This window comes from Planctomonas psychrotolerans, from assembly GCF_008642235.1.
GTDB classification, from domain to species: Bacteria; Actinomycetota; Actinomycetes; order Actinomycetales; family Microbacteriaceae; genus Planctomonas; species Planctomonas psychrotolerans.
In genome coordinates this window covers 2,830,207-2,855,265 of record NZ_SJEV01000001.1, presented here as the reverse complement: position 1 = coordinate 2,855,265, position 25,059 = coordinate 2,830,207, and the positions used below count along the sequence as shown (strand labels likewise).

Genomic DNA, 25,059 nt, shown 5'->3' with positions numbered 1-25,059 from the left:
CTAGAGCCGGTCGACGCCGACGATGCGAACGACCGCCTCGCCGCGCTCGTTCGACTCCGCGAGATCGATCTCCGCGCGAATCGCCCAGTCGTGGTCGCCCGCCGGGTCGTCGAGCACCTGACGCACCCGCCAGACGGACGGGTGCTCCTCGATCTGCACGAGCGCCGCGCTCCGCGCGTCCCCGCCGGTGAGGATCTCGTCGTGGTCGGCGTAGTAGCCGTCGAGCGCATCCGCCCACGTGTCGGCGTCGAAGCCGTCAGCGGCGTCCAGTTCACCGAGCTCGTCGTACTTCTCGAGTGCGGCCAGCTGCACCCGCCGGAAGAGCTCGTTCCGCACGAGGATGCGGAACGCGCGCCCGTTGGTGGTGAGCAGCTGCGGCGCGGGCGGCACGATGGCCCCCTCGGCGTCGCGGGTGGGGTTGGGATTCGACAGCTCCTCCCACTCGTCGAGCAGGCTGGAGTCGACCTGCCGCACCAGTTCGCCCAGCCACTCGATGATGTCGAGGAGCTCCTCGGTCTTGGCCTCGGTAGGGATCGACGATCGCGCGGCGCGATACGCGTCGGAGAGGTAGCGGAGCACCACGCCCTCGGACCGGGCGAGCTTGTAGAACCCGGTGTACTCGCCGAACGTCATCGCACGCTCGTACATGTCGCGCACCACCGACTTCGGGTGCAGCGCGAAGTCACCGATCCACGGTTGAGACGCGGAGTAGGTCTCGAACGCCTCGCCGAGCAACTCGGCCAGAGGCTGCGGGTGGGTGACCTCCTCGAGCAGTTCCATCCGCTGGTCGTACTCGATGCCCTCCGACTTCATGGCCGCGACGGCCTCGCCACGCGCGAGGAACTGCTGTGCGGAGAGCACGGGCCTCGGGTCGTCGAGGGTCGCCTCCAGCACCGACACCATGTCGAGCGCGTAGCTCGGCGAGTCCATGTCGAGCAGGTCGAACACGGCGAGGGCGAACGGCGAGAGCGGCTGGTTGAGCGCGAAGTTCGGCTGCAGGTCGACCGTGAGACGGATGCGCGCTCCGCCGGTTACCGGATCGGGGATCTGCTCGACCACCTCGGCGGTCCGTAGCGTGCGGTAGATGGCGAGGGCCTGGCGGGCGAGGGCGAGTTGCCGTGCGCGGGGCTCGTGATTGCGCTCGAGAAGGTCGCGCATGTCGGCGAACGCGTCTCCACCGCGCGCGATCACGTTGAGGATCATGGCGTGGGTCACCTGCATGTTCGAGCGGAGCGTCTCCGGATCCGCGTCGACGAGCTTGCGGAAGCTCGGCTCGCCCCAGGAGATGAACCCCTCGGGTGCCTTCTTGCGCACGATCTTGCGCCGCTTCTTGGGGTCGTCCCCGGCCTTGCTGATCGCTTTCAGGTTCTCCGTCTCGTGGTCGGGCGCCTGGACCACCACGGTGCCCGCAGTGTCGTAGCCGGCCCGGCCGGCGCGACCGGCGATCTGGTGGAACTCCCGGGCGTTGAGCTGGCGCATGCGCACGCCGTCGTACTTGGTGAGCGCCGTGAACAGTACAGTGCGGATGGGCACGTTGATTCCGACGCCGAGGGTGTCGGTGCCGCAGATGACGCGGAGGAGGCCCTTCTGCGCCAGCTGCTCCACCAACCGCCGGTACTTCGGCAGCATCCCGGCGTGGTGCACGCCGATCCCCGAGCGCACGAGGCGCGACAGCGTGCGCCCGAAACTGGTGGTGAAGCGGAATCCGCCGATCAGTTCGGCGATCGCATCCCGCTGCTCGCGACTCACAACCTTGATGCTCGTCATCGCCTGCGCGCGTTCGAGCGCCGCCAGCTGCGAGAAATGCACGATGTACACCGGCGCCTGATCGGTGTTCAGCAGGTCCTCGACCGTCTCGTGCACGGGCGTGGTGGCGTAGTAGTAGTGCAGCGGTACCGGACGGTGCACGCCCGACACGATCGCCGTGTCCCTGCCGGTGCGATCGCTGAGGTCGTCGGCGAGGGACGTCACGTCGCCGAGCGTGGCCGACATCAGCACGAACTGGGCGTTCGGCATGGTCAGGAGCGGCACCTGCCACGCCCATCCGCGATCCGGGTCGCCGTAGAAGTGGAACTCGTCCATGACGACGAGGTCCACCGGGGTGGCCGATCCGTGCCGCAGGGACAGGTTCGCCAGGATCTCGGCGGTGCAGCAGATGATCGGCGCGTCGGCGTTCACCGACGAGTCACCGGTGACCATGCCCACGTTGGCGGCGCCGAACACGTCGACCAGGGCGAAGAACTTCTCCGACACCAGAGCTTTGATGGGGGCGGTGTAGAAGCTGCGCTTGCCGTCGGCGAGAGCGGCGAAGTGGGCGGCCACCGCGACGAGCGACTTGCCGGTGCCGGTCGGGGTGCTCAGGATGACGTTCGATCCCGACACGATCTCGATGATCGCCTCGTCCTGTGCGGGATAGAGTCCGATCCCGTTGTCGCCCGTCCAGCCGAGGAACGCCTCGTACACCGCGTCGCTCTCGTACGGCGTCGGCAGCCGCTGGAGCAGGTCGGTCCGGGTCTCCGGCATCGGGTCGACGCTCGGCGAGAAACTCGGGGTGGTTGTCGTCATGGTGCTTCGATCCTGACAGACGCCGCGCGGAACGTCCGCACTCCGCTGCCGCCGGGGTACCTGCTCGGCATCGGAATGGCCACGCCGTCGGTGTGCGCGGCGTCCCTTCGACGGGCTCAGGGACCGTGCGGGGGTTGCGGTCGCTGAGCTTCTCGAAGCGACGTGAGAGACCGTTTGGGTGTTGCGGTCGCTGAGCTTGTCGAAGCGACGTGAGTACCGTGTGGATGTTGCGGTCGCTGAGCGGGCGGCGTCCCTTCGACGGGCTCAGGGACCGTGTGGGCGGCGTCCCTTCGACAGGCTCAGGGACCGTGTGGGCGGTGTCCCTTCGACGGGCTCAGGGACCGTGTGAGCGGTGTCCCTTCGACGGGCTCAGGGACCCTATGGGCGCCGGACGCGGAAGCGGCCGCCCGGGTACCGGACGGCCGCTCGTCGCTAGTGCGCTTCGCTCACCAGTCGGCGGGGGCGGTGCCGAACGGCACCATACCCGGCCGATCCACTGTGCTCTCGAGCTCCTTCACCGTGTGCTCGCGGGCCGTCTCGAGCACCGCATCCATGATCTCGAGCACGTGGAACGCCAGCTCCGCCGATGCGCGGTGCGGACGGTCGGTCTCGATGGCGCGGGCCATGTCGGCCAGGCCGTAGCCACGACCCGCCTCCTCGTATCCGGCGGATGTCGGCACCTCGCGCCATTCGCGCTCGGCACTCGTCCACACCTCCACGGGGTCGGAGAAACGGTTCGGGTCGGGCACGGCAATGGTGCCCTCCGTGCCGTAGATCTCGATGCGCGGGAGCCGCGCCGACCACACGTCGAAGCTCAGCAGCAGCGTGGAGGCGACGCCGGATTCGTGCTCGAGCAGCGCGGTCACGTGAGTGTCGACCTCGACCGTGAGGGGGGTGCCGGCGAGCGGGCCGGTGGCCACGCTGCGCTCGCGGGCGGAGCGTCCTGCGGCACCGGACACGCGCACGACCGGACCGAGGAGGCTCACCAGAGTGCTCAGGTAGTACGGGCCCATGTCGAACAGCGGCCCACCACCCGGCGTGTAGTAGAACTGCGGGTTCGGGTGCCACAGTTCGTGGCCGGCCGACGTCCAGAACGCCGATGCGGCCACAGGCGTTCCGATGGTTCCCTCGTCGAGCACCTGGCGGGCCGTCTGCACGCCCGTGCCCAGCACCGTGTCCGGAGCGGAGCCGACACGGAGTCCACGTTCCTTCGCGAGCTCGAGCACGGGGCGGGCCTCGTCGGGCGTGAGCGCCAGCGGCTTCTCGCCGTAGACGTGCTTACCGGCCTCGAGCGCGCGCAACGCGATTTCTGCATGCGCGGCGGGAATGGTGAGGTTCAGCACCACGTCGATGTCGTCGGAGGCGATGAGCTCATCGACGGAACGCGATACGACGCCCTGTTCTGCGGCCACCTCCGCGGCCCGTGCCTCATTGAGGTCGGCCACGGCCACGAGCTGCAGGCCGGGCAGGCTGGGCAGTTCGGCGAAGTACTGCTCGCTGATCTTGCCGACGCCGACGATTCCTACTCTCAGCGGGCTGCCCACAGGAGTCCCCTCTCGATGATGGTGCGGACGTTCTCGTCCTCGAGCACTTCCACGCGGTGACCGGGCGTGGAGACGAAGATCCTGCCCTTGCCCCACTGCCGCGTCCAGAGCGCCGGCGAGGTGACGGGGCGCGTCCACGGGTCCCAGGCGCGCACGGCCTGGGTCGTTGTGGCGAGCACGTCGATGTAGTCGTCGTGCAGTACCCAGTACTGCTCGGTGGTGAGTTCGAAGTCCGAGATGCCCTGCGTGATCGGGTGCGTGGCGGCGGCCTCGGTCATCTCGATCGTGTGCGGCATGTAGTTGTCGGACTGCTCGCCGGTCCGCTCCTCCGGTGCCTTGCCGGGGTGCGAGGCGAACTGGCCACCGATCAGCTGGAGGTAGTCCGAATTGTTGCGGTAGGAATCCGCGATGCCCCCGTGCCAGCCAGCGAGTCCGGTGCCGGCCTCGACCGCGGCGCGCAACCCCTCGAACTGGTCCTTCTCGATGGTGGACATCGTGTTCGTCTGAACGATCAGGTCGACCGTGGCCATGTAGTCCGCATCCGCATACACGGCCGGAGACTCCTCGACCCGAACGGTGAACCCGTTCTCCTCGAGGAAGGGGATGAACATCTCGGTCGTCTCGACAGGCTGATGCCCGTCCCACCCTCCTCGGACGACGAGTGCGATGCGTGCAGCGGGAGGCTCGGAGGATCCGGCGGTCATAACAACCTTTCTGGTGGCGTCTGAGGCGGGAAACTCCGCCTGACACGACGATGGGATGAGTGTCGCCACGCAAGCGGGTGTCGATCGAGGCACGCCCCACGTCACTCGCCGACGCGCATGGCGACGTACGTGGAGCCGCTATCGCAGCACCGCGCGTACTCACGGTACGCCCGGGACGACCGCACCGGCAAGTTTCACGGGCTGATCGGAAATCTTCCGCCGGCGGGAGGGCTTGCCCGCCGCGAGACAGCCACTCCTCCGCGAAGAGACCCGAATCCCCCGAGGAAACGATTTCCAAGGGTGCACCGCGCGGGTTCGCGCGCGCCGAACGTCACTAGCGACGGCACGTCTGGCAGGCTTGACAGGTCGTGTGCTCCGTTCCTACGCTGAGCGAGCGATGTAAACGTTGCGCTGGTTTCTCGAAAAGTTTCTGACATTGGAGTCCGACGTGGTCACACACCGTTCGCCCGCGCATGGTCACCAGGCATTCCGCTGATGCGAGCCGCAGTATTCCGCGAACCGCGTGCACCCCTGTCGATCGAATCGATCGACCTCGAAGACCCGCGAGACGGTGAGATCACCGTACGGATCGAGGCCGCCGGTGTCTGTCACAGCGACTTCCACTACATGACCGGCGATATTCCCTGTCCCCTGCCGATCGTGCTCGGTCACGAGGGAGCAGGCATCGTCGAAGCGGTCGGTCCGCGTTCCTCGGGCCGCATCGCGGTGGGCGACCGGGTCGCGCTGCTCTGGCGGCCGCGATGCGGTGCGTGCACCGCGTGCGTGACGGGCAATCCCGTGCTCTGCTCCTTCGGACGCGTGCAGGCCACGACGGGAGGTCTGCTCGACGGCACTTCGCGGATGAGTTCGAACGGCGAGAAAGTGCATCACTTCCTCGGAGCGTCGTGTTTCGCGGAGCGCGTCGTGGTCTCCGAGACCTCGGTGGTGACCGTGCCCGACGGGGTGCCGGCCGAAATCGCGGCCATCGCCGGGTGCGCCGTGATCACCGGGGTCGGTGCGGCGATGAACGCGGTGTCGGATGCCGCCGGGCGTCCGCTGGTCGTGTTCGGTGCGGGCGGGGTCGGCCTGTCGAGCGTGATGGGGGCGAAGCTCATCGGCGCGTCGCCGATCGTCGTCGTGGACGTCGATGACACCCGCCTGGCCCTGGCGCAACGGGTGGGCGCCACGCACATCGTCAACGCGCGGTCCGGGGACGTGACGGAGCGCGTGCTCGACATCCTGCCCACCGGAGCGCCGTGGGTCATCGAGGCGATCGGCCGGAGCGACACGCTCGCTCAGGCGTTCGCCTGCGTCGGGCCGGCCGGCACCCTCGTCGCCGTGGGGCTCGGTCGCGGTGACAGCACCTTCCCGGTGCCCGTCAACGAGTTGGTGCAGCGCCAGAAACGCATCATCGGCTCGCTCTACGGATCGAGCAACCCCCTCGTCGACCTCCCCCGCATCTTCGAGCTCTACCTCGCCGGGCGCCTGCCGCTCGATGATCTGATCGGTGAGCGCATGCCGCTGGACGCGGTCAACGAGGCGTACGCCGGGCTCGCCGGCGGCGCCGTCGGCCGAACCATCCTGATCCCCTGACCCCGATGGAGGGAAACGACGTGAGCATGTCCGGAGAGAACGATGTGGTGATGCCCGGCGACAACGGGGAAAAGTCGCGGTACCGGAGCGCCGAATGGTACGGCGGCAGTGATCGCAACGCGTACCTGCACCGGGCGTGGATGCGTCGCGGCCTTCCGGCGAATGCGTTCGACGGTCGCCCGCACATCGCCATCGCGAACACCGCATCCGACCTGTCGCCGTGCAACTCCCACTTCACCGAGGTGATGGAGAGCGTGAAGCAGGGCGTGTACGAGGCCGGGGGCATCCCGGTGAATTTGCCCGTGCTGTCGCTCGGCGAGACGGTGGTGAAGCCCACCGCGATGCTGTGGCGCAACATGGCGGCCATGAGCATGGAGGAGATGTTCCGCGCGAACCCGATCGACGGCGTGGTGCTGCTCGGAGCGTGCGACAAGACCATCCCGGCTCTCCTGATGGCCGCCGCTTCCGTGGACCTGCCGGCCCTGGTCGTGCCCGGAGGACCGATGCTGAACGGGTCGTTCCGCGGACAGGTGCTCGGCTGCGGTACCGACGTCTGGCGCCTCAGTGAGGAGGTGCGGGCCGGCAAGCTGCCGGAGGACACCTTCCTGCGCTCGGAGTCCTCGATGATCCGCAGTCGCGGTCACTGCAACACGATGGGCACCGCATCCACCATGAGTCTCCTCGCCGAGGCGCTCGGGATGGTGCTCCCCGGCCTCGCCGGAACGCCCGCGCCCGACAGCCGGCTCCTCGAGTCGGCGCACGAATCGGGTCGCCTGGCGGTCGAGATGGTGAAGCAGGACCGGCGCATCAGCACGATCATCACGCGCGAGTCGTTCACCAACGCGATCGTCACGCTCGCGGCCATCGGAGGGTCGACCAACGCCGTCGTGCACCTCCTCGCTATCGCCGGGCGCCTGGGCATCGAGCTCAGCGTGGACGACTTCGATCGCATCGGCGGCGGGGTCCCCCTGCTCGTGAACCTTCAGCCCGCGGGTAAGTACCTCATGGAGGACTTCTTCCGCGCCGGTGGTCTGCACGCGGTACTCGGACAGGTGCGGGACCTGCTGCAGCCCGAGGCCATCACGGTCACCGGTCGCACGCTCGTCGACGAGCTCGCATCCGACGAGATCTGGGATGCCGACGTCATCTCGTCGCGCACCGTGCCGCTGCAGGATGACGCGGGCATCGCCGTGCTGCACGGCAACCTCGCACCGCTCGGTGCGCTCGTGAAGCCCGCGGCGGCGACTCCCGAGTTGCTCACGCATCGGGGCCGCGCGGTCGTGTTCGAGTCCATCGAAGACCTGCACGCGCGCATCGACGATCCGGACCTCGACGTCGACGCGGACTCGGTGCTGGTGCTCCGGGGCTGCGGACCGCGCGGATATCCCGGAATGCCGGAGGTGGCGAACATGCCGCTGCCCGAGAAGCTGCTGAAGCAGGGCGTGCGCGACATGGTGCGCGTGTGCGACGGGCGCATGAGCGGCACCGCCTACGGCACCGTCGTGCTGCACGTGGCACCCGAAGCCGCGGCGGGAGGCTTGCTCGGCCTGGTGCAGAACGGCGACTACATCGCGCTCGACGTGCCCGGGCGACGCATCGACCTCGATGTGCCGGAGGACGAACTCGCTCGGCGGCGCGTATCCGCGGCGACTCAGGCGGGTTTCGCTGCGCCGACCCGAGGATGGGAGCGGTTGTACGTCGATCACGTGATGCAGGCGGACACCGGGGTCGATCTGGACTTCCTCACCGGGGGTAGCGGCAGCACCGTCGGGCGCGAGTCGCACTGACCGCGGTCGCGGTCGCTGCGACCGTCAAGCGACGCTACGGAACGCGTCGGGTCACGGTCGCTGAGCTCGTCGAAGCGACGTTACGGGAGGTGCTGGTTCCGTCCCTTCGACAAGCTCAGGGAGCGTGGTGGTGCGTCCGCCACGCCGGCTCGGGACGTGCGCGCGGGTGCTGCGGCTCCGCGCGCACGGCAGGCCACCCGCGCGTGACCACAGCATGCGCGCTGGCGACGGACCGCGGCGCGTTGCGTCCCTTCGACAGGCTCAGGGACCGCGGAGGTACGTCCGCGACGCCGGTGCGGGACGTGCGCGCGGCTCCACGCGCACGGCGTGCCCGCGCGCGACCACAGCAGGCGCGCTGGCGACGGACCGCGGCGCGTTGCGTCCCTTCGACAGGCTCAGGGACCGTGTGGGGATTACAGCCGCTGAGCTTGTCGAAGCGACGCTAGGGAACGTGTGGGGAGGTTACGGTCGCTGAGCTTGTCGAAGCGACGTAAAGGGTCGTGCACGGTGCGTCCCTTTGACAGGCTCAGGGACCGTGCGGGCTCAGCCGGCGAAGGGGTGCGGGGCCGCTCCGGGCACGGCGACGTCGTGTCGGAAGACCGAGCCGGCCTGCGGCTGCTCGCCCGGCGCGAGATCCACACGGGACGTCGTGATGAACAGCGAGCGGAGATCCGGTCCTCCGAACGCGCACGCGGTCACGCGCGACGCCGGTACGGACACCACGTCGGTGAGACGCCCAGCGGAGTCGTATCTCCGCACGGCGCCACCCTCCCAGAGGGCGATCCAGATGCCGCCCTCGTCGTCGATGGCCATGCCGTCGGGTGCACCGGCGTCCGGCTCGATGGTCGCGAACGGGTGCCGGTTCGAGAACGCACCCGTGTCGCCGTCGACGTCGAACACGTCCACCCGGCCGGTGGCGGTGTCGTTGTAGAAGACACGACGCCCGTCCGCGCTCCACTGCAATCCGTTGGAAATGGTGACGCCCTCGAGCACCACGTCGACCGACAGGTCCGTATTGAGGCGGTAGAGGGTGCCCGCACCAGGAGTCGCGTCATAGGCCATCGTGCCGCAGTAGAACCTGCCCTGCGGATCGCATCCGCCGTCGTTCATGCGAATAGACGGATCGGTGAAAACGGGTGGCAACGCCTCGATCGTCCCCAGCGTGTCGTCGGCCAGTGCGAAGCCGTTCTCGAGCGCCAGGACGAAGCCACCTCGGGCCCGGGGACGGAGCGCGGCGGCGACGGTACCCACTCGGTGTCGCGCCGACGAGGGCGGCTCACCCGCCGACGGATCGAAGGCGGGCAACTCATCCGCGGCACCGACGTCGACCACCGTGCCGTCGAGCATGTCGACGAGCAGCAGTCGGCCGGATCGTGCGTCCCACACCGGTCCCTCGCCGTGCGTGGCGAGAACATCGGTGATGCGCACGGCGGCGGACCGGACGGCAGCGGACATCACATCCACCCGCCGTCCACGATCCAGCGCTGACCGGTGCACGACCGCGAGTCCTCGGCGGCGAGCCAGAGCACCATGCGCGCCACGTCCTCGGGGTAGAGCTTCTGCGGCAGGCACTGGTTGCGCGCGATCGACTCCTCCGCCTCCGGGGTGACCCAGTTGTCGAGTTGACGCTGCGTCATGATCCACCCCGGGATGACGCAATTCACCCGGATGCGGTCGGGACCGAGCTCGCGTGCGAGGGTGCGGGTGAGGCCCTCGATGCCCGCCTTCGCGGTGATGTAACCGGGCAGATCGAGCAGGTCGATGTGCGCGCTGATCGAGCCGAGGTTGATCACCGATCCGCGGCCGGCGGCCCGCATCATGGGCGCCACCGCCTGCGTGGCGAAGAAGTGATGACGCACGTTCACGGCCATCTGCGCATCCCACAGCTCCAGGCCGACCTCGTCCACGCGATGCCGCGTGTCGTTCGCCGCGTTGTTCACGAGGATGGTGATGGCACCGAGTGCGCTCGCGCTCGTCGCGATCGCCGCCTGAAGCGCCGGGATGTCGCGCACGTCGCACGGTGCGAACAGCGGCGAGGGATGTCCCGCGCGGGTGATCTCGTCGGCCAGCGCGTGCCCGGCATCGGCGTCGATGTCGACGAACGCCACGCGCACGCCCTGGGCAGCGAACTGCCGCACGAACTCGGCTCCGAGTCCGCTGGCGCCGCCGCTCACGAACGCGACCTGACCGTCGAGGCTCGGGTAGCGGGCGAAGGCCGATGCGGACTGCGCCGCGGTCGCCGCGTCTACCCCCGCCGCGTCCATCCCGGCCGTGTCGATCGCCGCGTCGGTCACGAGGCGTCCAGCCACAGGTCCCGCGCCGGCACGAGCGCGTCCAGTTCCGCCCACACCTCGTCGGGCACGTGCTGCTCGAGCAGCGCCGTGGTCTGATTGATGCGCCGGGGGGACGACATCCCCACCACCGTGGAGTGGATGCGCGGGTCGCGCACCGAGAACTGGAGCGCCGCCGCCGCGAGCGGCACGCCGTGCCGGTCGCACACCGCCTGCATCGCGCGGGCGGCGTCGGCGACGTCATCGCTCCCCTGCCCGTACGCGTACCGCGGCTGCGCCTCCGGACCCTTGACGAGCATCCCGCCACCGTAGGGCGCCGCGTTCAGCACGCCCATCCCCCGCGCGTGCGCCTCGTCGTACAGAGTGTCGGCCGAGCGGTCGAGCAGCGTGAAGCGGTTGTGATTGAGCAGGACATCGAAGTGGCCGGTGGCGACGTACTGCCGCATCACGCTCACGGTGCCGCCCGCGACGCCGATGTAGTCGACCAGGCCCTGGTCGCGTAACTCGAGGAGAGCTTCGACCGGACCGCCCGGCGCCATGCCCTGCTCGAAGGAGATGCGTTCGGGGTCGTGCAGGTGCAGCAGCTGGATGCGGTCGACGCCCAACCGTTCGAGACTCTCCTCGAACGACGCGCGCACCCGCGCGCCCGAGAAGTCGGACGAGCCCTGCGCGGGGTCGACCTTCGTCGCGAGCACGTACCCGTCGCGGAGGCCGCCGGCTCGAGCAAGCGCGAGACCGATACGGCGCTCGCTCTCCCCGTTCGCGCCGTAGCCGTTCGACGTGTCGAGGAACGAGTACGGCCCGGCGAGCGCGGCCAGCACCGTCTCGACCGCGGTCTCTTCGTCGACGCCGGAACCGTACAGCTGCGGCATGTCGCCGAGCGGACTGGTGCCGATGCACACCGATGTCACGTCGAGTTCGGTTGAGCCGAGCCTGCGCCGCGCTCCAGCGGGCTGGGCGGATGCGTTCGTCATGGAATCTCCTTGTACATCCGCGGCGGTTCCGCTGGGCCGGATGCGGGTTGGGGTCGGATGAGGGGATGACCGCGCCGGACGTCGCCGGCCGGCGCGGCCATCCTACGAGGGCCCGGTCAGGCGTCGGGCGCCACCGCGGCGAACGCGTCGCGCGCGCCGTGGTAGCCGGTGACCAGCCGGTCGAAGACCGCGTCGGTCGACGGGTCCGCCGCGGTCTGGTCGGGATGCGTCTCCCGCCACTGCAGCATGCGCAGCACGGCCCTCGAGAACGTCAGCTTCGGCGCGAAGCCCGGCACGAAGCGCCGGATCTTCGAGTTGTCGAAGACCGCACTGTGGGCGAGGTCGCCCACGATCAGCTCGCTCCAGAACCAGTCGGGAGCGGCGACGGAGAGCATCTCCGACGGCACGTGCACCAGCCGGGGCTCCACACCGAGCGCGTCCGCGAACAACGTGTAGATCTGATCCCACGTGTACACGTCGTCCGACGTGATGTGGAACGCCTCACCGAACGTCCGCGAGTTGCCGAGCAGTCCCACGAGTCCCTGAGCCAGGTCCTCCGCGTGCGTCAGCGTCCAGAGCGAGGTACCGTCACCGTGCACGACGACCTCTTCACCGCGGGCGATCCGATCGACCACGGTCCAGCCGCCCGGCAGCGGCGGATTCGCGTCGTCATAGGTGTGCGACGGCCGCACGATGGTCACCGGGAAGCCCTCCTCCGCGAAGGCGGCGAAGAGCACGCGCTCCGCCTCGAGCTTCTTGCGGGAGTACGCCGTGAAGCGATTGTGCAGCTGCGTGGACTCGACGATCGGCCACTGCTGCACCGGCTTGCCGTACAGCGACGCGGTGCTGATGTGCACGTAGTGGGCGGTGCGGTCGCGGAACAGCCGCACCATGCGCGCGGCGTCGTCCGCGTCGTAGGAGAGGAAGTTGACGACGCAGTCGAAGGTCTCCTCGCCGAGTGCGCCGAGGAGGCTGTCGTCGTCCGTGACGTCCCCGGTGAGCCAGGTGACCGACTCGGGCAGGTCGCGTCCGGCCGCGTTGTTCCCGCGGTTGAGTACGTACACCTGCATGCCTGCGTCCACCGACAGGCGGACGCAGGACGCGCTGATCGTGCCGGTGCCGCCGATGTAGAGCACCCTCAGGGGCGCGATGTCGAGGTTCATTTGCCGGCGTACCAATCCTCGAAGCCATTCTCGGCCACGGCGATCAGGATGTCCTCCGAGCGGATGCCGAGGGCACCGAGGCGGGACACGATCGCCTCGAACAGCGCGCGCTTCGTCTTCACGCTGTACATGTGCACCATCGTGATGTGGATGAGCACCAGGTTCTGGCGGTCCACTCCGTTGTAGGTGGGGTCGAATTTCAGCTCACCCGCGGCGTGCGGGCGGAAGACGTGGAACAGGTCGTCGGGCGTGATGCCGAGGGCGTCCACCTGCGCCTGCTGGATCTCGGCGCTGATCTCGGCGTGCGAGCGCTCGTAGAGCTCCGCCGCGAGATCTATCTGGATGAGGGGCATCGGTACTCCTTCGTCGGTGCCGTGCGAACACGGCGACCCTGTGTACGGTGCCCGCAGACGGGCGCCTGCAGGCGGGGTGGATCGGGGAAAGCGAGAAACGGAACTATGCCGGAAGAGGTGCTCCCGGGGTGGCCTGCATTGCCCACCGAACGCAGTCGTGCAGCAGGTGCAGATGGCTGGCGGAATCGAATGACTCCGGACCGTGCCCGAACAGATCGACCACGATGCGGGCGTCGCCCGAGACCTTCGTCCACACCAGCGGATGGGTGCGTTCCTCGAGTTCGTGATCGACGAGCACGGTTCGGTCGCCGCTCAGCTCGAGGTCGGTGTAGAGCTCGTCGTACAGCTCGACCGACGAGATCGCAGTGATGCCCGCATCCGGTCGCACCGGCACACGGGCGGCACCGATGGGCGGGTGACCCGAGCGATCCTGCACCCAGCGGGCGCCGAGGAGCTCGGGCCATCCGGGCACGTGGGCGAATCCGGTGATCCCCAGGTGCATCGCGAGGATCGCACCGCCGCGGCCGACGAACCCGTCGAGCGATGCGCGGCACCGCTCCACGAGCGCGGCGTCCGGCGTTCCCGACGGTCCCGGCGTGTTCACGACCAGCAGGTCGACTCCGGTGAGGTCGGTCAGTCGCTCCTCGACGTCGTAGGCGACCTCGACGTCATAGCCCCAGCCGCCCAGTGCCGACTCGAGCCGCGCCGAGGTGGCAGCGAAGGGATGCCACGGGTCGGTGTATCCCTTCCCGCCCGACAGGATCAGTGCGGTCGTCACGCCCGGCCGTCCCTACTTGATCGCACCGGCGGCGAGTCCGCGTTCGAACAGGCGCTGGAGGAGCAGGTAGGCGATCACGATCGGCAGGGCGGTGACCACGGCGGCGGCCAGCACCTTGGTCTGGTCGTTGTTGAACTGGCCGATGAAGAACGTCGGCAGGAGGGTGATGGTCTGCGTGTCGGGGCTCTGCAGGAAGACGAGCGGCAGCAGGAAGTTGTTCCAGGCGCCGATGAAGGTGAGCACGATGATCGCCGCGGCGATCGGTCGCGTCAGCGGCAGCACGATGTGCCAGAACGCCCGGAGCGTGTTCGCGCCGTCGATCCGTGCCGCCTCGATCAGTCCGTCGGGGATGCCGTTCATGAACGACCGGGTGAGCAGCACCGTGAAGGGGATCTGCAGGGCTGCCAGCGGCAGGATGACCGACCAGTAGGTGTTGTAGAGGCCCAGTTGCAGGGTGGTGGAGAACAGGGGGGTGAGCAGGATGACCTCCGGCAGCGTGAGCGCCGCGAGGATGAGCCAGAAGTACACCTCCTTGCCGCGGATGTGCAGCTTGGAGAAGGCGAATGCCGCCAGCATGGTGCACGCGTACACGAGCAGGATCGTGGCGATCGAGATGAGCGCGCTGTTGCGGAAGAACAGCGGCAGCTCGGGACGCGACAGTACGGCCTCGTAGTTGCCCCAGCCGATGCCGGCCAGCGATCCCTGCACCATGACCACGAGGGGGAACAGGAACGGCAGCACCATGAGGGTGACGAGCACCTGCAGCACGATCTTCGCGGAGCGGCTTCGTGTCTCGAACATCAGCTTTCCTTCCGCTGGCTGCGCACGTTCACCGTGATGGCGAAGGCGAGAGCCAGGACGAGCAGAATGATGGACAGCGCGGCGCCGTATCCCACGTTGGCGAGCGGAATACTCTGCCGGTAGATGTAGGTGCCGAGGAACTCGGTGGAGTAATTCGGACCCCCGAGCGTGATCAGGTACGGGATGTCGAAGGTCTTCAACGCTCCGATGATGCTCAGCATCAGGATCGCGATGGTGGTTCCGCGCACCGAGGGGAGCACGATGCTCCAGAGCGTGCGGAGGTTGCCGGCCCCGTCGATCCGGGCCGCCTCGAGCACCTCGGGCTCGACCTGGCCCATGGCCGCGAAGTAGAGGATGAAGGTGAGACCGGTCCAGTGCCACACCGTGATGAGCATCAGGGTGGGCAGCGCGGTCGCCGAGTCGGCGAGCCACGGGTGGGCGAGGAAGTCGAGCCCCACTGCTTCGAGCACCTGGTTGAGCTGGCCGTTCGCGCCGAAGATCTGGCGGAACGAGGGTGCCATGATCGAGGGCGCGAGCACCACCGGCACGAAGATGATGACCTTGTAGACCACCTTGAGCCGCACGTTGGAGTGCAGGATCGCGGCGAACAGGATGCCGAGAGCCGTCTGCACCGCGAAGGTGATGACGAAGAACACCGCGGTGTTGCGGATCGCCTGCCAGAAGATCGGATCCCGGAACAGCTGCGCGTAGTTGTCGGCTCCCACCGACCGCTGCACCGGGCTGCTGCCGTCCCACTCCAGGGTGGAGATGTAGCCGGTGTACCCGACGCTGTAATAGATGATGCCGACGCACAGCACCATGGCCGGCAGGATCCAGAGGTACCCCGATGGCATCAATCGGCGTCGCTTCGATGTCGACTCCGACCGGGAGCCGGCCTCGACCTCCCGCCGTTTGCTCGGCAGGGTGGGGGCGTTCATGACCACGTTGTCTTCCATTTCCACGAGGGGGATGGCGGTGAGGGGGGGCGGGCCCGGCCCTTCGGCGGAGCCCGCCCCGACTCGGGGTGAGGTGAGCGACTACTCGAAGGTCACGCCGGACGCCTCGGCCGAAGCCTGCAGCGTTTCGACGGCCTCCTCGGGGGTCACGTCGCCTGCGGCGAGCGTCGTCGCGGCAACACCGATGGCGTCGGCCAGGTCGGAGTTCGGCAGCAGGCGGTTGTCGGTGACCGTGGCGGCACGCTCGATGAGCTCTTCGAGCTTCGGCTGCTGGATCTCCGGGGCGACCAGCTCGATCCCCTCGAACTCCGGCGAGATCTCGACCGCCGACGGGATGTCGTTCAGCGCGTTCGCCACGATCTGCTGGCCCTCGAGGCTGGTACCGAGCCAGGTGGCGAAGGTCGTCGCGGCGTTGCGGTCGGGCGACTTCGCGTTCACGGCGAGTCCGTAGTTGGCGTCACCGAACATGGCACCCGGCGTTCCCCCCGCTTCGGCGGCGGGGAACGGAATCGGCACCATGGTGAAGGGCTCCGCGGGGGCTACGCCCGCCGCCTCGATCGCGGCGACCATGTTGGCCGGGCGGGTGAACTGCATGTACCAGGTGCCCATCATCACCATCGCGTACTCCTGCGACATGAACGCGTTGTTCGCGTCGGGGTACTGCTGAATACCGAGCGCTCCCTCCTGCATGATCCCGTCGTCGAACATGCGCTGCCAGGTGGCGAAGGCCGTCACCAGGTCGGGATCCGTCCACTCCGCCTCACCGATCGTGGCCTTGGTGAAAAGTCCGGGGTTGATGGTGTCGGCGATGGCCTGGATCGTGTCCTGGTCGAACGCGGTCTGCGACGCGCCCTGCACGAAGCATCCGACGTCGTTGGCGCGGAACTGCTCGCACACCTCGACCCACTCGTCCATGGTGGTGGGCGGCGTGAGTCCGTACTGGTCGAAGAGTCCCTGGTTGATCCATACCGGCCCGGCGAAGGTGGAACCGGTGGGAATCGCGCGCAGGTTGCCGTCTTCGTCGCTGAGCCCGGCAACGCCGATCGGAGCCAGCTGGTCGCTCCAGTCGCTGCCGAGGGACTCCTCCACCGATGCGGTGAGGTCGGTGGCGTAGGTGCTGAACTGCACGAACTGGGCGCCCGGGGCCACGTTGAAGAGGTCGGGGCCGACGTTGGAGGCGAGAGCCGGACGAAGCGCGGCCTCGTAGCCGTCGATGGTGAGCTGCCGGAAGTTCACCGTGATGTCGGGGTACTCCTCGTTGAACGCCGAGATGTACTCGGTCGCCACGTTCTGCTCGGGGGTCCACCCCCACCAGTCGACGGTGCCCGAGTCTGCCGCGCCGCCGTCTCCGGCGTCGGCGGAGGGTGCGCAGCCGGCGAGGGTGGCCGCTGCGAGGCCGGTCGCGGCGATGACCGCGAGGGAGCGCAGTGTTGTTCTGGCTCGTGTGTGGGACGTGAACATCGTCTCTCCTACTGTGTGCGGGGCACGGCTCCGTGCCTCGGGATCTCGTGGTGCGTGCTGTCCGCGCATCGATGCGCGGGCGTGGGTGCAGGAATGCCGGTCGAGCGATGGGTGCGGGCAGGCCGAAGGAGGGTGCGACAGGTGCGTCGACATCCGGCGGGGTACGGGAACCTCGTGGGCTCCTCGGGCGGCGAACCCGTAACTGTTTCGACCGACTGGCCGCGGTCGCGGTCAGGAAAAGCGGGAACGTGGATAAGTAAACATTGCGGCTTGGAACGTGTCAAGTTTCAGCAAGATAACCGAAAGGTTTCGAACCGGCGGCGCGAGTCGACCCGATACGGCGTGCCGAGTCGACCGCGGTTCACCACGGGCCGAGCCGGCGCCCCTCCGGCACGGTGCGCACGCGATGGTCCCGTACCGGAATGGGGCCGGCGATCCCCCGGGAACGGCTTCGCGACGGGCAGCCCGGAGCGGAGCGACCGCCTCGGAATAAGCGGGCTCCCGGCTAGCGGCTACTCGCGGAACGACGGAGTCGCAACCCGCGTGCCAACGCTGGGGCTGCAGGGCGAGTGCTACAGCGCGGGCGGAGCCGCGGTGCTTCCGCGCACCACCAGTGTGGTCGCAAGATCCAGACGGAGGTTGTCGACCTGGCGCTCGGAGCGCAGGCGGATCACCAGCCGGGTCGCTTCCTCCGCCATCTCGTTCAGAGGCTGGCGCACCGTGGTGAGCGGCGGGCCCGACCACTGGGCGATCTTCAGGTCGTCGTAACCGACCACCGACAGGTCGTCGGGGATGGACAGGCCGACCTCGCGGGCCGCCTCGTACACTCCGAGCGCCTGCAGGTCGCTGCCGGCGAAGATCGCGGTGGGACGATCGGGCCGGGACAGCAGTTCCCTCCCCCGCTCGAGCCCGTCCTCGTGGTGGAACTGCCCGGTGAGCACGTTCGCGACCGGAACGGATATCCCCGCGGCGTCGAGGGCGGCACGAAAGCCCGACAGCCGGGCTGTGGAGCACAGCATGTCATCGGGGCCCGTGATCATCGCCATTCGCGTGTGACCGAGCTCGAGGAGATGCCGCGTGGCCTGGTATCCGCCCGACCAGTTCGCCGACCCGATCGAGGGCACGTCCGGCGCCGGGTCCCCCGAGGGGTCCAGCACGACGAAGGGGATGTTGCGCGTGCGCAACTGGTGCTTATGGTCGGTCGACAGGTCGGAGAAGATCAGGATGACGCCCACGGGCTGACGGCGCATGACGCCGTCGATCCAGTCGGGGCTCGGCGAATGACGGTCGCCGCTCAGGGTCAGAATCACGCTCATGCCGTTGTCACGGGCCACCCGCTCCACGCCGGCGATGATCTCGATGGCCCACGCGCTGTCGATCTGCTGGAAGACGAGTTCGATCAGCGGGGCGACGGCCTGGCTCGAATTGCGCCGGTGGTACCCGTGGTCCCGAAGCAGGTCCTCCACCCGGGCACGCGTCTCATCCGACACGCCCGCGCGCCCGTTCAGCACCTTCGACACCGTTGAGATCGAAACGGATGCGTCGGCGGCGACCCGCGAAAGCGTCGCGCGACTGACATTCGGCCGTGCGACAGTTTCCGTGGTCATGGTGGCAGTCTACCGGCGTGCGCGGGCGCTCCGCGATAAGTTTCGCGGCTTGACGCGAACGCGCGGTCCTTCCTAGACTCGGCGACACGGGCAACCTTTCGTTGTTTCGTGCGCAATTTTCCCGTTACGAGAGCAGACAACGATGTCGATTGAGACCTCACCTCCGACCACTTCGACCGACTGGCGCGCAGCCGGGGACAGTGCCGAGGATCGGGTAACCGCCCTTATCGCCGAGATGACCCTCCGCGAGAAGCTGGGCCAGCTCTATGGCGTGTGGGTCGGCGCGGCGAACGACGGAGGCGGGGTAGCGCCGCACCAGAACGACATGGACGACGACATCGATCTCGACGCGATTCTGCCGTTCGGGCTCGGCCAGCTCACGCGCCCCTTCGGGTCCGCACCCGTGGACCCCGCGGTGGGACTCGTCTCGCTCGCCCGGAGCCAGAGCAGGATCGCGGCCAGCAATCGGTTCGGCATCCCGGCTGTCGCGCACGAGGAGTGCCTCGCCGGATTCACCGCGTGGGGTGCCACCGCCTATCCGGTGCCGCTCTCGTGGGGCGCGACCTTCCACCCCGAGCTCGTGCGCGAGATGGCCGCACGCATCGGGACCAGCATGCGGTCGGTCGGGGTGCACCAGGGCCTCGCGCCCGTGCTCGACGTCGTGCGCGACGCGCGCTGGGGGCGGGTCGAGGAGACGGTCGGCGAGGATCCCACCCTCGTCGGCACCATCGCCACCGCCTACGTGTCCGGACTCGAGTCGACGGGCATCGTGGCCACCCTCAAACACTTCATCGGCTATTCCGCCTCGCGGGCGGGTCGCAATCTCGCGCCGATCTCGATGGGTCCGCGCGAGTTCGCCGATGTGATGGTGCCGCCGTTCGAGATGGCCGTGCGCTCGAGCGGGGTGCGCTCGGTGATGCACTCCTACACCGACCTCGACGGGGTGCCCTCCGCTGCCGATGAGACGCTCCTCACCGGGCTGCTGCGCGACACCTGGGGTTTCGAGGGCACCGTTGTCGCCGACTACTTCGGCATCGCGTTCCTGAAGACGCTCCACCGAGTAGCCGAGAACTGGGGTTCCGCCGCGGCCCAGGCTCTCCGCGCCGGGGTCGACGTGGAGTTGCCCACCGTGAAGACCTTCGCCGACCCGCTCGTGGCCGAAGTGGAGTCCGGTCGCCTCGACGTCGCATTCGTGGACCGCGCAGTGCGGCGGGTGCTGCTGCAGAAGGCGCAACTGGGCCTTCTCGACGACGACTGGTCGCCCCTGCCCGAGGGCTGGAACGCCGAGGACCTCGACGACATCGAGGCCGTGCGCGGCCGTGTCGACCTGGATCCGGCTCCGGATCGCGACCTGGCCCGGCGCATCGCGGAGGAGGCGGTGGTGCTGCTCAGCAACCGCGGCGGCCTTCCCGTTCCGCCGTCCGAGGTGCGGCGCATCGCCGTCCTCGGCCCGAACGCCCACGACGCCCTCAACCTGCTCGGTTGCTACTCGTTCCCCGGTCATGTCGGCACGCTGCATCCCGAGCTGCCGATCGGCATCGAGATCCGCACGGTGCTCGAGGCGATCCGTGCCGAGTACCCGGATGCCGAGGTGTCGTTCGTGCAGGGCGTATCGGTGGACGGACACGACGTCTCCGGCATCGCCGAGGCCGTCGCCGCAGCGGAAGAGGCAGACCTCGCGGTGGTCGTGCTCGGTGACCGGCCGGGCCTCTTCGGGCGGGGCACATCGGGCGAGGGATGCGACGCCTCCTCCCTCGAGCTCCCGGGTCGCCAGTGGGAACTGCTCGACGCGGTCCTCGACTCCGGCACGCCCACCGTGGTGACCCTGGTGGCCGGTCGCCCGTACGTGCTGCACGATGCGCCCGAGCGTGCGGCTGGCATCCTCCAGACGTTCTTCCCGGGTGAGGAGGGCGGCGGCGCGATCGCCGGTGTGCTGAGCGGCCGCGTCAACCCGTCCGGGCGCCTCCCCGTGAGCATCCCGGCGTTGGCCGGCGGCCAGCCCACCACGTATCTCGCGTCACCGCTGGGTCGGAAGAGCGGGGTGTCCAACATCGACCCCACCGCGCGGTTCGCTTTCGGTCACGGCCTCGGCTACACCACGTTCGCGTGGACGGAAGCCTCGATCGGATCCGCGGAGATCGACACCGCGTCGGCCACCACCGTCACCGTCACCGTCACCAATGAGGGCGACCGTGCGGGCGCCGACGTCGTGCAGCTCTACCTGCACGACCCGGTGGCCAGCGTCGTGCGCCCCGAGAACCGGTTGGTCGGCTATTCCCGGGTCGAGCTCGAGCCCGGTGACAGCCAGCGCGTGGAGTTCTCGGTGCATGCCGATCTCTCCGCGTTCACCGGACGCTCGGGTACCCGCATCGTGGAGCCCGGCGCGCTGGAACTGCGGCTGGGTCGCTCCAGCGACGCGATCGCTCACGTGCTGGAACTGCGGCTGACCGGCGACGAACGCGTCGTCGACCACACCCGGGTCCTGGTGGCATCCTCGTCGGCGGCGGCGGTCGACAGGGCCGTCGCTCGCAACGGAGGTTCGGAGGGCTAGAGCGGCGGCGCGGGCGCCTCGTGCGGCCAGGGCGCGCCCGACCCCTCCATGCTCGAATAGAACGGCGATCGCTCATCGATGTCACCGGCCCGCACGCGCGCGCCCGTGAACGCCGAGGCGTAGGTGGCCGCGATCAGCTCGAGGGTGGAGCGGGCGGACGACGAGTCGACCGGGAGGGGCCCGCCGGATCGCACCGCGGCGACCATCGCCGCGAACTGAGCCGCGTGTCCCGAGGGGACACCGTGTGGTCCGTCGACGAGCGCGGCCCGCACCAGATCCTCGGAACCGGGCGCGGGGGTGACCCGCCAGTCGGCGTCCGTGTAGCCGTAGAGGTGGTCGAGCTCCACCGTGGCGTGCTCGAAGTCCAGCCGAAGGGCACTCGTCTCCCGAGGCGACAGCACGCTGTTCACCACGCTGATCAGCGCTCCCCCCGAGAGCGTGACGATGGCGTGCGAGACATCCTCGGCCTGCACGGTGCGCGCACGGCGGGCGGCGACGGCGACGACCTCGTCCCACGGCCCGACCAGCGACAGCAGCGTATCGACCTGGTGGATGCCGAGACCGAGCGTGGGCCCGCCGCCCTCGTTGGCCCATTCACCCCGCCACGGCACGTCGTAGTAGGCATCCGGGCGGTACCAGAACGTGTTGCAGACGCCGGTCAGAAGTCGGCCGAACGCCCCGGAGCGCACGATCTCCCGGAGCCACACCGCGCGTCCCCCGAAGCGATGCTGCGACACCGTCGCGAAGTACGGACCACCCGGCCGCTCGGCCGCCCGGATGTCGTCGAGGCTTGTCAACGACAGGGTCGGCGGCTTCTCGGAGAGCACCGAGATGCCCCGGCCGAGGATGGACAGGGCCTGCTCGCGGTGCAGCCCCGGAGGTGAGCACAGGTGCACGATGTCGAGCGCGTCGGGCGAGCCCAGTTCCCCGAGCAGCGACTCGAGATCGGGGAAGGTGCGGGCCACATCCCACTGTGCGGCGAAGTCGCGGAGGCGTAGGGGATCGATGTCGGTGGCGGCGACGAGTTCCATGCCGGCAACCGCTCGGAGGTCGGCGGCGTGAATCCCCGCGATCGCCCCGGTGCCCACCAGTGCCACCCGCAGCGGCTGCGTATTCCGGTCCTCGTCCATGCTGCTGCTCCTCGGTTCCGGGGTGCCCGAGTCGCGGCGCCCGCCCACGTTCTCAGCGTACCGGCGAGGCAAGCGCTTTCCCGCCGCGAATGTCATTCGGTGGTCTTGACAGAACGTCTACCTCTCGACTTTGCTGATCGCAGAAGGGGAGTAATCCTCGCTCCGCATCGTCAGTACGTTCCCGCCGCGGGATCCGGTGCGCAGGGGCCGACAGGCCGATGAGACCTTCACGAATACTCGTGGAGGTCTGTGTCATGAATGTGCCCCTGTGGGCGTGGTTCGCCGTACTCGGAGTCATCCTGGTGATGCTCGCCGTCGATCTTGTCGCGCATCGCCACGCGCACGTGATCGGTGTGCGCGAAGCTGCGGCGTGGTCCGTGGTGTGGGTCGTTCTCGGTGTCGCATTCGGCGCCCTGGTGTGGCGGCTGTGGGGGGCCGAGTTCGGCCAGCAGTATTTCGCCGGTTACGTGATCGAGAAGTCCCTCGCCGTGGACAACGTGTTCGTGTGGGCGATCATCTTCGCCGCGTTCGCCGTCCCTCGCGAGTACCAGCACCGGGTGCTCTTCCTCGGGGTGCTCGGTGCACTCGTCTTCCGCGGCATCTTCATCGCCGCCGGCGCCGCACTGATCGAGAACTTCTCCTGGGTGCTCTACATCTTCGCGGCGTTCCTGATCTACACGGGCTGGCGGATGTTCCGCTCCCGCAACGAGCACGTGCACCCGGAGAAGTCCCGGATTCTCAGGGCGTTCCGCCGATTCGTGCCGATGACCGACGCGTACGCCGGACAGCGATTCCTCGTGCGCAAGGCCGGTGTCGTGGTCGCCACCCCGCTGCTCGCGGTGCTGGTGCTGGTGGAGGTCACCGACATCGTCTTCGCAGTGGACTCCATCCCTGCGATCTTCGCCGTCACCAGCGAACCGTTCCTGGTGTTCACCGCCAACGCGTTCGCGATCCTCGGGCTGCGGGCGATGTACTTCCTGCTCGCCGACCTGATTCACCGCTTCATCTACCTCAAGGTGGGGCTGTCCGCGGTGCTGATCTGGGTCGGCATCAAGATGCTGTTGCTCGACGTGCTGTACATTCCGACGACGGTGAGCCTCGCGGTCGTCATCGCCATTCTGACCGTGTCCATCGTCGCGAGTCTCCGTGCCACCCGGGGTCAGGGTCGTCGCGAGGTGGAAGCGGTCCCGGTCGGCGCGTTCCGGGTCGCGAGCGAGGATGAGGTCGCGGCGCTCGAACCGGTCCTCCGCCGTCGCACCCGCGCCACCACCGGTGTCGGATCCTCCCACGGCTGACGCGGTCCGGCGGATGGTCGGTGTGTCGAGGCCGACCCGTCGTCAGGGCCGCCCGGTGTGCTCGGCGCTGAGTTCGTCGTCCGCCCGGGCGAGTCCCTCGAGCATCCGTAGGCGTTCGACGGGGTCCCAGCTGCCGCTACTGGCGAGGGGGATGTCGAGGATGTGCCGGCGCTGCTCCCGAGGGATGGCGCGGGCGACGTCGATTGGAGCGTCGAGCACCGCGGCGTAGAGGGACCGCCCCGCCGCATAGAACGGGTCGGTGATGCGGGGCGTGCCGTCGGCGGCCGCCATGACGTTGGAGGGATTGTCGTCGACCGGCCCGCACCAGGGCAGCGCACTCATCGCCCGGCGGTGCATCCGCCCGACGAGGTCGGCCGCCTCGGCGATGCCAGGGTCTCGAGCTTCCAGACGACGGAGTACCGCGGCAGCGATTGCGCCGTCGAGGGGACGGAGGAAGTTCATCAGCAGCAGACTGCCGCCGCCCTCCAGTCGACGCTCGAGGTAGAGCTGCGGGAACCATCCGGTGGTGCGTCCCTCACGGTAGAGAGCCGCGGTGAAGGGAGCGGTGGGGTCGAACGGACTGATCCGTGCGGCGAGCCGACCGGATGGTGACTCGAGTGCGATTGCCCAGTCACCGCGACCGCAGGGCGTCCACCCGCGGTGGAGGAGGTGCTGCTCGGCATCGAGGTGATCTGCGCCGGCGCCGATGCCGGCGACGTCCTGCATCCCGGTGTCCATGGGAGCCACCCTAGGCCTCCCCCCATCACTCCGCCGCGTCGTCCCGGTGGGACGCGTACGGTCGCTGAGCTTGTCGAAGCGCCGTCGGGTGCGGTGGCGCCCCTTCGACAGGCTCAGGGACCGTGGGGTGGCGCCCCTTCGACAGGCTCAGCGTCCGGTGGTGGCCGTGGGCGCCGTCGACGGGCGGGCACGCAGGTGGATGCGCTTGCCCTCCTTGCTGAAGATCGACAACATCTCAACCGGGCCGGCGCCGGTCGCGGACAGCCAGTGCGGGATGTGAGTGTCGAACTCGGCCGCCTCACCCGGTCGGAGCGTGACCTCCTGCTCCCCGAGGACGAGTCGCAGGGTACCGGAGAGCACGTAGAGCCACTCGTGACCGTCGTGCACCTTCGGATCGGGAACCTGACGAATGCCGGCCGGGTTCGCGGGCAGCGTGACCTTGTAGGTCTGCACCGGGCTGGACTCCGGCGAGAGCGTCTCGAAGCGGATCTCGCCAATGCGCTTCGTGGTGCGCGGCACGCGCGGGTCGGGTGAGGCGCGCGGGACGATGTCGTCGAGCTCGAGCCGCAGCGCCCGCGCGATCGGCACCACGAGTTCGAGGTTCGGCGCTCGCTTGCCCGCCTCCAGCCGGGAGAGCGTGCTGGACGAGATTCCGGTCGACCGGGAGAGGTCGGCGAGGGTCATGCTCCGTTTCTCCCGCCAACTCTTGAGGCGCGGGCCGATGAGGGCGAGGGACGCGTCGGGCATGGCACTCCTCCTCTTTGCCGA

Annotated in this window: 20 protein-coding genes; 4 read left to right on the top strand and 16 right to left on the bottom strand. The window is 68.8% G+C overall.

Annotation, left to right across the window (positions count from 1 at the left end):
- The 3 genes from EY822_RS13180 to EY822_RS13170 form a co-directional block, all read right to left on the bottom strand.
- Positions 1 to 2,523, bottom strand: coding sequence for a DEAD/DEAH box helicase (locus tag EY822_RS13180; RefSeq protein ID WP_150308954.1), 2,523 nt, complete (start codon positions 2,521 to 2,523; stop codon positions 1 to 3).
- Between the two features lie 488 nt (positions 2,524 to 3,011).
- Complete coding sequence (locus EY822_RS13175; protein WP_150308661.1) at positions 3,012 to 4,109, bottom strand: Gfo/Idh/MocA family protein; 1,098 nt, start codon at positions 4,107 to 4,109, stop codon at positions 3,012 to 3,014.
- Positions 4,094 to 4,813 (bottom strand): ThuA domain-containing protein, encoded by a 720-nt coding sequence (locus EY822_RS13170; RefSeq protein WP_150308660.1) that lies wholly within the window; start codon positions 4,811 to 4,813, stop codon positions 4,094 to 4,096. Before EY822_RS13170 ends, EY822_RS13175 begins: the two co-directional genes overlap by 16 nt.
- Positions 4,814 to 5,308: 495 nt before the next feature.
- Between EY822_RS13170 and EY822_RS13165 the strand changes: the two genes are divergently transcribed.
- Together EY822_RS13165 and EY822_RS13160 are read left to right on the top strand one after the other, a co-directional pair.
- Entirely contained in the window at positions 5,309 to 6,406 is a 1,098-nt protein-coding gene (locus EY822_RS13165; RefSeq protein ID WP_150308659.1) for a zinc-binding dehydrogenase, read from the top strand.
- A 26-nt stretch (positions 6,407 to 6,432) separates the two neighbouring features.
- Positions 6,433 to 8,193, top strand: a complete 1,761-nt coding sequence (locus tag EY822_RS13160; protein WP_227497340.1) for an IlvD/Edd family dehydratase — start codon at positions 6,433 to 6,435, stop codon at positions 8,191 to 8,193.
- Between the two features lie 543 nt (positions 8,194 to 8,736).
- Here EY822_RS13160 and EY822_RS13155 read toward each other — a convergent pair.
- From EY822_RS13155 to EY822_RS13110, 10 genes are all read right to left on the bottom strand, one after another.
- A complete protein-coding gene (locus tag EY822_RS13155; RefSeq protein WP_150308658.1) occupies positions 8,737 to 9,648 on the bottom strand; it encodes an SMP-30/gluconolactonase/LRE family protein in 912 nt (303 codons plus the stop codon).
- A complete protein-coding gene (locus EY822_RS13150; RefSeq protein ID WP_227497285.1) occupies positions 9,648 to 10,487 on the bottom strand; it encodes an SDR family NAD(P)-dependent oxidoreductase in 840 nt (279 codons plus the stop codon). Before EY822_RS13150 ends, EY822_RS13155 begins: the two co-directional genes overlap by 1 nt.
- A complete protein-coding gene (locus EY822_RS13145) occupies positions 10,484 to 11,458 on the bottom strand; it encodes an aldo/keto reductase (protein WP_150308657.1) in 975 nt (324 codons plus the stop codon). The genes EY822_RS13150 and EY822_RS13145 overlap by 4 nt, the downstream gene beginning before the upstream one ends.
- Positions 11,459 to 11,574: 116 nt before the next feature.
- Entirely contained in the window at positions 11,575 to 12,621 is a 1,047-nt protein-coding gene (locus EY822_RS13140) for an NAD-dependent epimerase/dehydratase family protein (protein WP_150308656.1), read from the bottom strand.
- Positions 12,618 to 12,974: a tautomerase family protein gene (locus tag EY822_RS13135; protein ID WP_150308655.1), complete on the bottom strand. Its 357-nt coding sequence runs from the start codon at positions 12,972 to 12,974 to the stop codon at positions 12,618 to 12,620. The genes EY822_RS13140 and EY822_RS13135 overlap by 4 nt, the downstream gene beginning before the upstream one ends.
- Before the next feature lie 103 nt (positions 12,975 to 13,077).
- Positions 13,078 to 13,752 (bottom strand): ThuA domain-containing protein, encoded by a 675-nt coding sequence (locus EY822_RS13130; RefSeq protein ID WP_150308654.1) that lies wholly within the window; start codon positions 13,750 to 13,752, stop codon positions 13,078 to 13,080.
- A gap of 12 nt (positions 13,753 to 13,764) precedes the next feature.
- Entirely contained in the window at positions 13,765 to 14,553 is a 789-nt protein-coding gene (locus tag EY822_RS13125) for a carbohydrate ABC transporter permease (RefSeq protein WP_150308653.1), read from the bottom strand.
- A complete protein-coding gene (locus EY822_RS13120; RefSeq protein ID WP_227497284.1) occupies positions 14,553 to 15,491 on the bottom strand; it encodes a carbohydrate ABC transporter permease in 939 nt (312 codons plus the stop codon). The genes EY822_RS13125 and EY822_RS13120 overlap by 1 nt, the downstream gene beginning before the upstream one ends.
- Positions 15,492 to 15,590: 99 nt before the next feature.
- Complete coding sequence (locus tag EY822_RS13115) at positions 15,591 to 16,970, bottom strand: ABC transporter substrate-binding protein (protein ID WP_227497283.1); 1,380 nt, start codon at positions 16,968 to 16,970, stop codon at positions 15,591 to 15,593.
- A 572-nt stretch (positions 16,971 to 17,542) separates the two neighbouring features.
- Positions 17,543 to 18,577 (bottom strand): LacI family DNA-binding transcriptional regulator, encoded by a 1,035-nt coding sequence (locus EY822_RS13110; RefSeq protein WP_150308651.1) that lies wholly within the window; start codon positions 18,575 to 18,577, stop codon positions 17,543 to 17,545.
- Between the two features lie 142 nt (positions 18,578 to 18,719).
- Between EY822_RS13110 and EY822_RS13105 the strand changes: the two genes are divergently transcribed.
- The gene (locus tag EY822_RS13105; protein WP_150308650.1) at positions 18,720 to 21,128 is read left to right on the top strand and encodes a beta-xylosidase/alpha-l-arabinosidase; all 2,409 of its coding nucleotides are present in this window, start codon (positions 18,720 to 18,722) and stop codon (positions 21,126 to 21,128) included.
- Here the strand turns inward: EY822_RS13105 and EY822_RS13100 are convergent.
- Positions 21,125 to 22,258, bottom strand: coding sequence for a Gfo/Idh/MocA family protein (locus EY822_RS13100; protein ID WP_150308649.1), 1,134 nt, complete (start codon positions 22,256 to 22,258; stop codon positions 21,125 to 21,127). The genes EY822_RS13105 and EY822_RS13100 overlap by 4 nt on opposite strands.
- Before the next feature lie 254 nt (positions 22,259 to 22,512).
- Between EY822_RS13100 and EY822_RS13095 the strand changes: the two genes are divergently transcribed.
- Positions 22,513 to 23,553, top strand: a complete 1,041-nt coding sequence (locus EY822_RS13095; protein ID WP_150308648.1) for a TerC family protein — start codon at positions 22,513 to 22,515, stop codon at positions 23,551 to 23,553.
- A 42-nt stretch (positions 23,554 to 23,595) separates the two neighbouring features.
- Here the strand turns inward: EY822_RS13095 and EY822_RS13090 are convergent, their stop codons facing one another.
- Both EY822_RS13090 and EY822_RS13085 read right to left on the bottom strand, forming a co-directional pair.
- Complete coding sequence (locus tag EY822_RS13090) at positions 23,596 to 24,291, bottom strand: hypothetical protein (RefSeq protein WP_150308647.1); 696 nt, start codon at positions 24,289 to 24,291, stop codon at positions 23,596 to 23,598.
- A 147-nt stretch (positions 24,292 to 24,438) separates the two neighbouring features.
- On the bottom strand, positions 24,439 to 25,038 hold the full coding sequence (locus EY822_RS13085; RefSeq protein ID WP_150308646.1) for a helix-turn-helix domain-containing protein: 600 nt from the start codon (positions 25,036 to 25,038) through the stop codon (positions 24,439 to 24,441).
- Positions 25,039 to 25,059 lie beyond the last annotated feature (21 nt).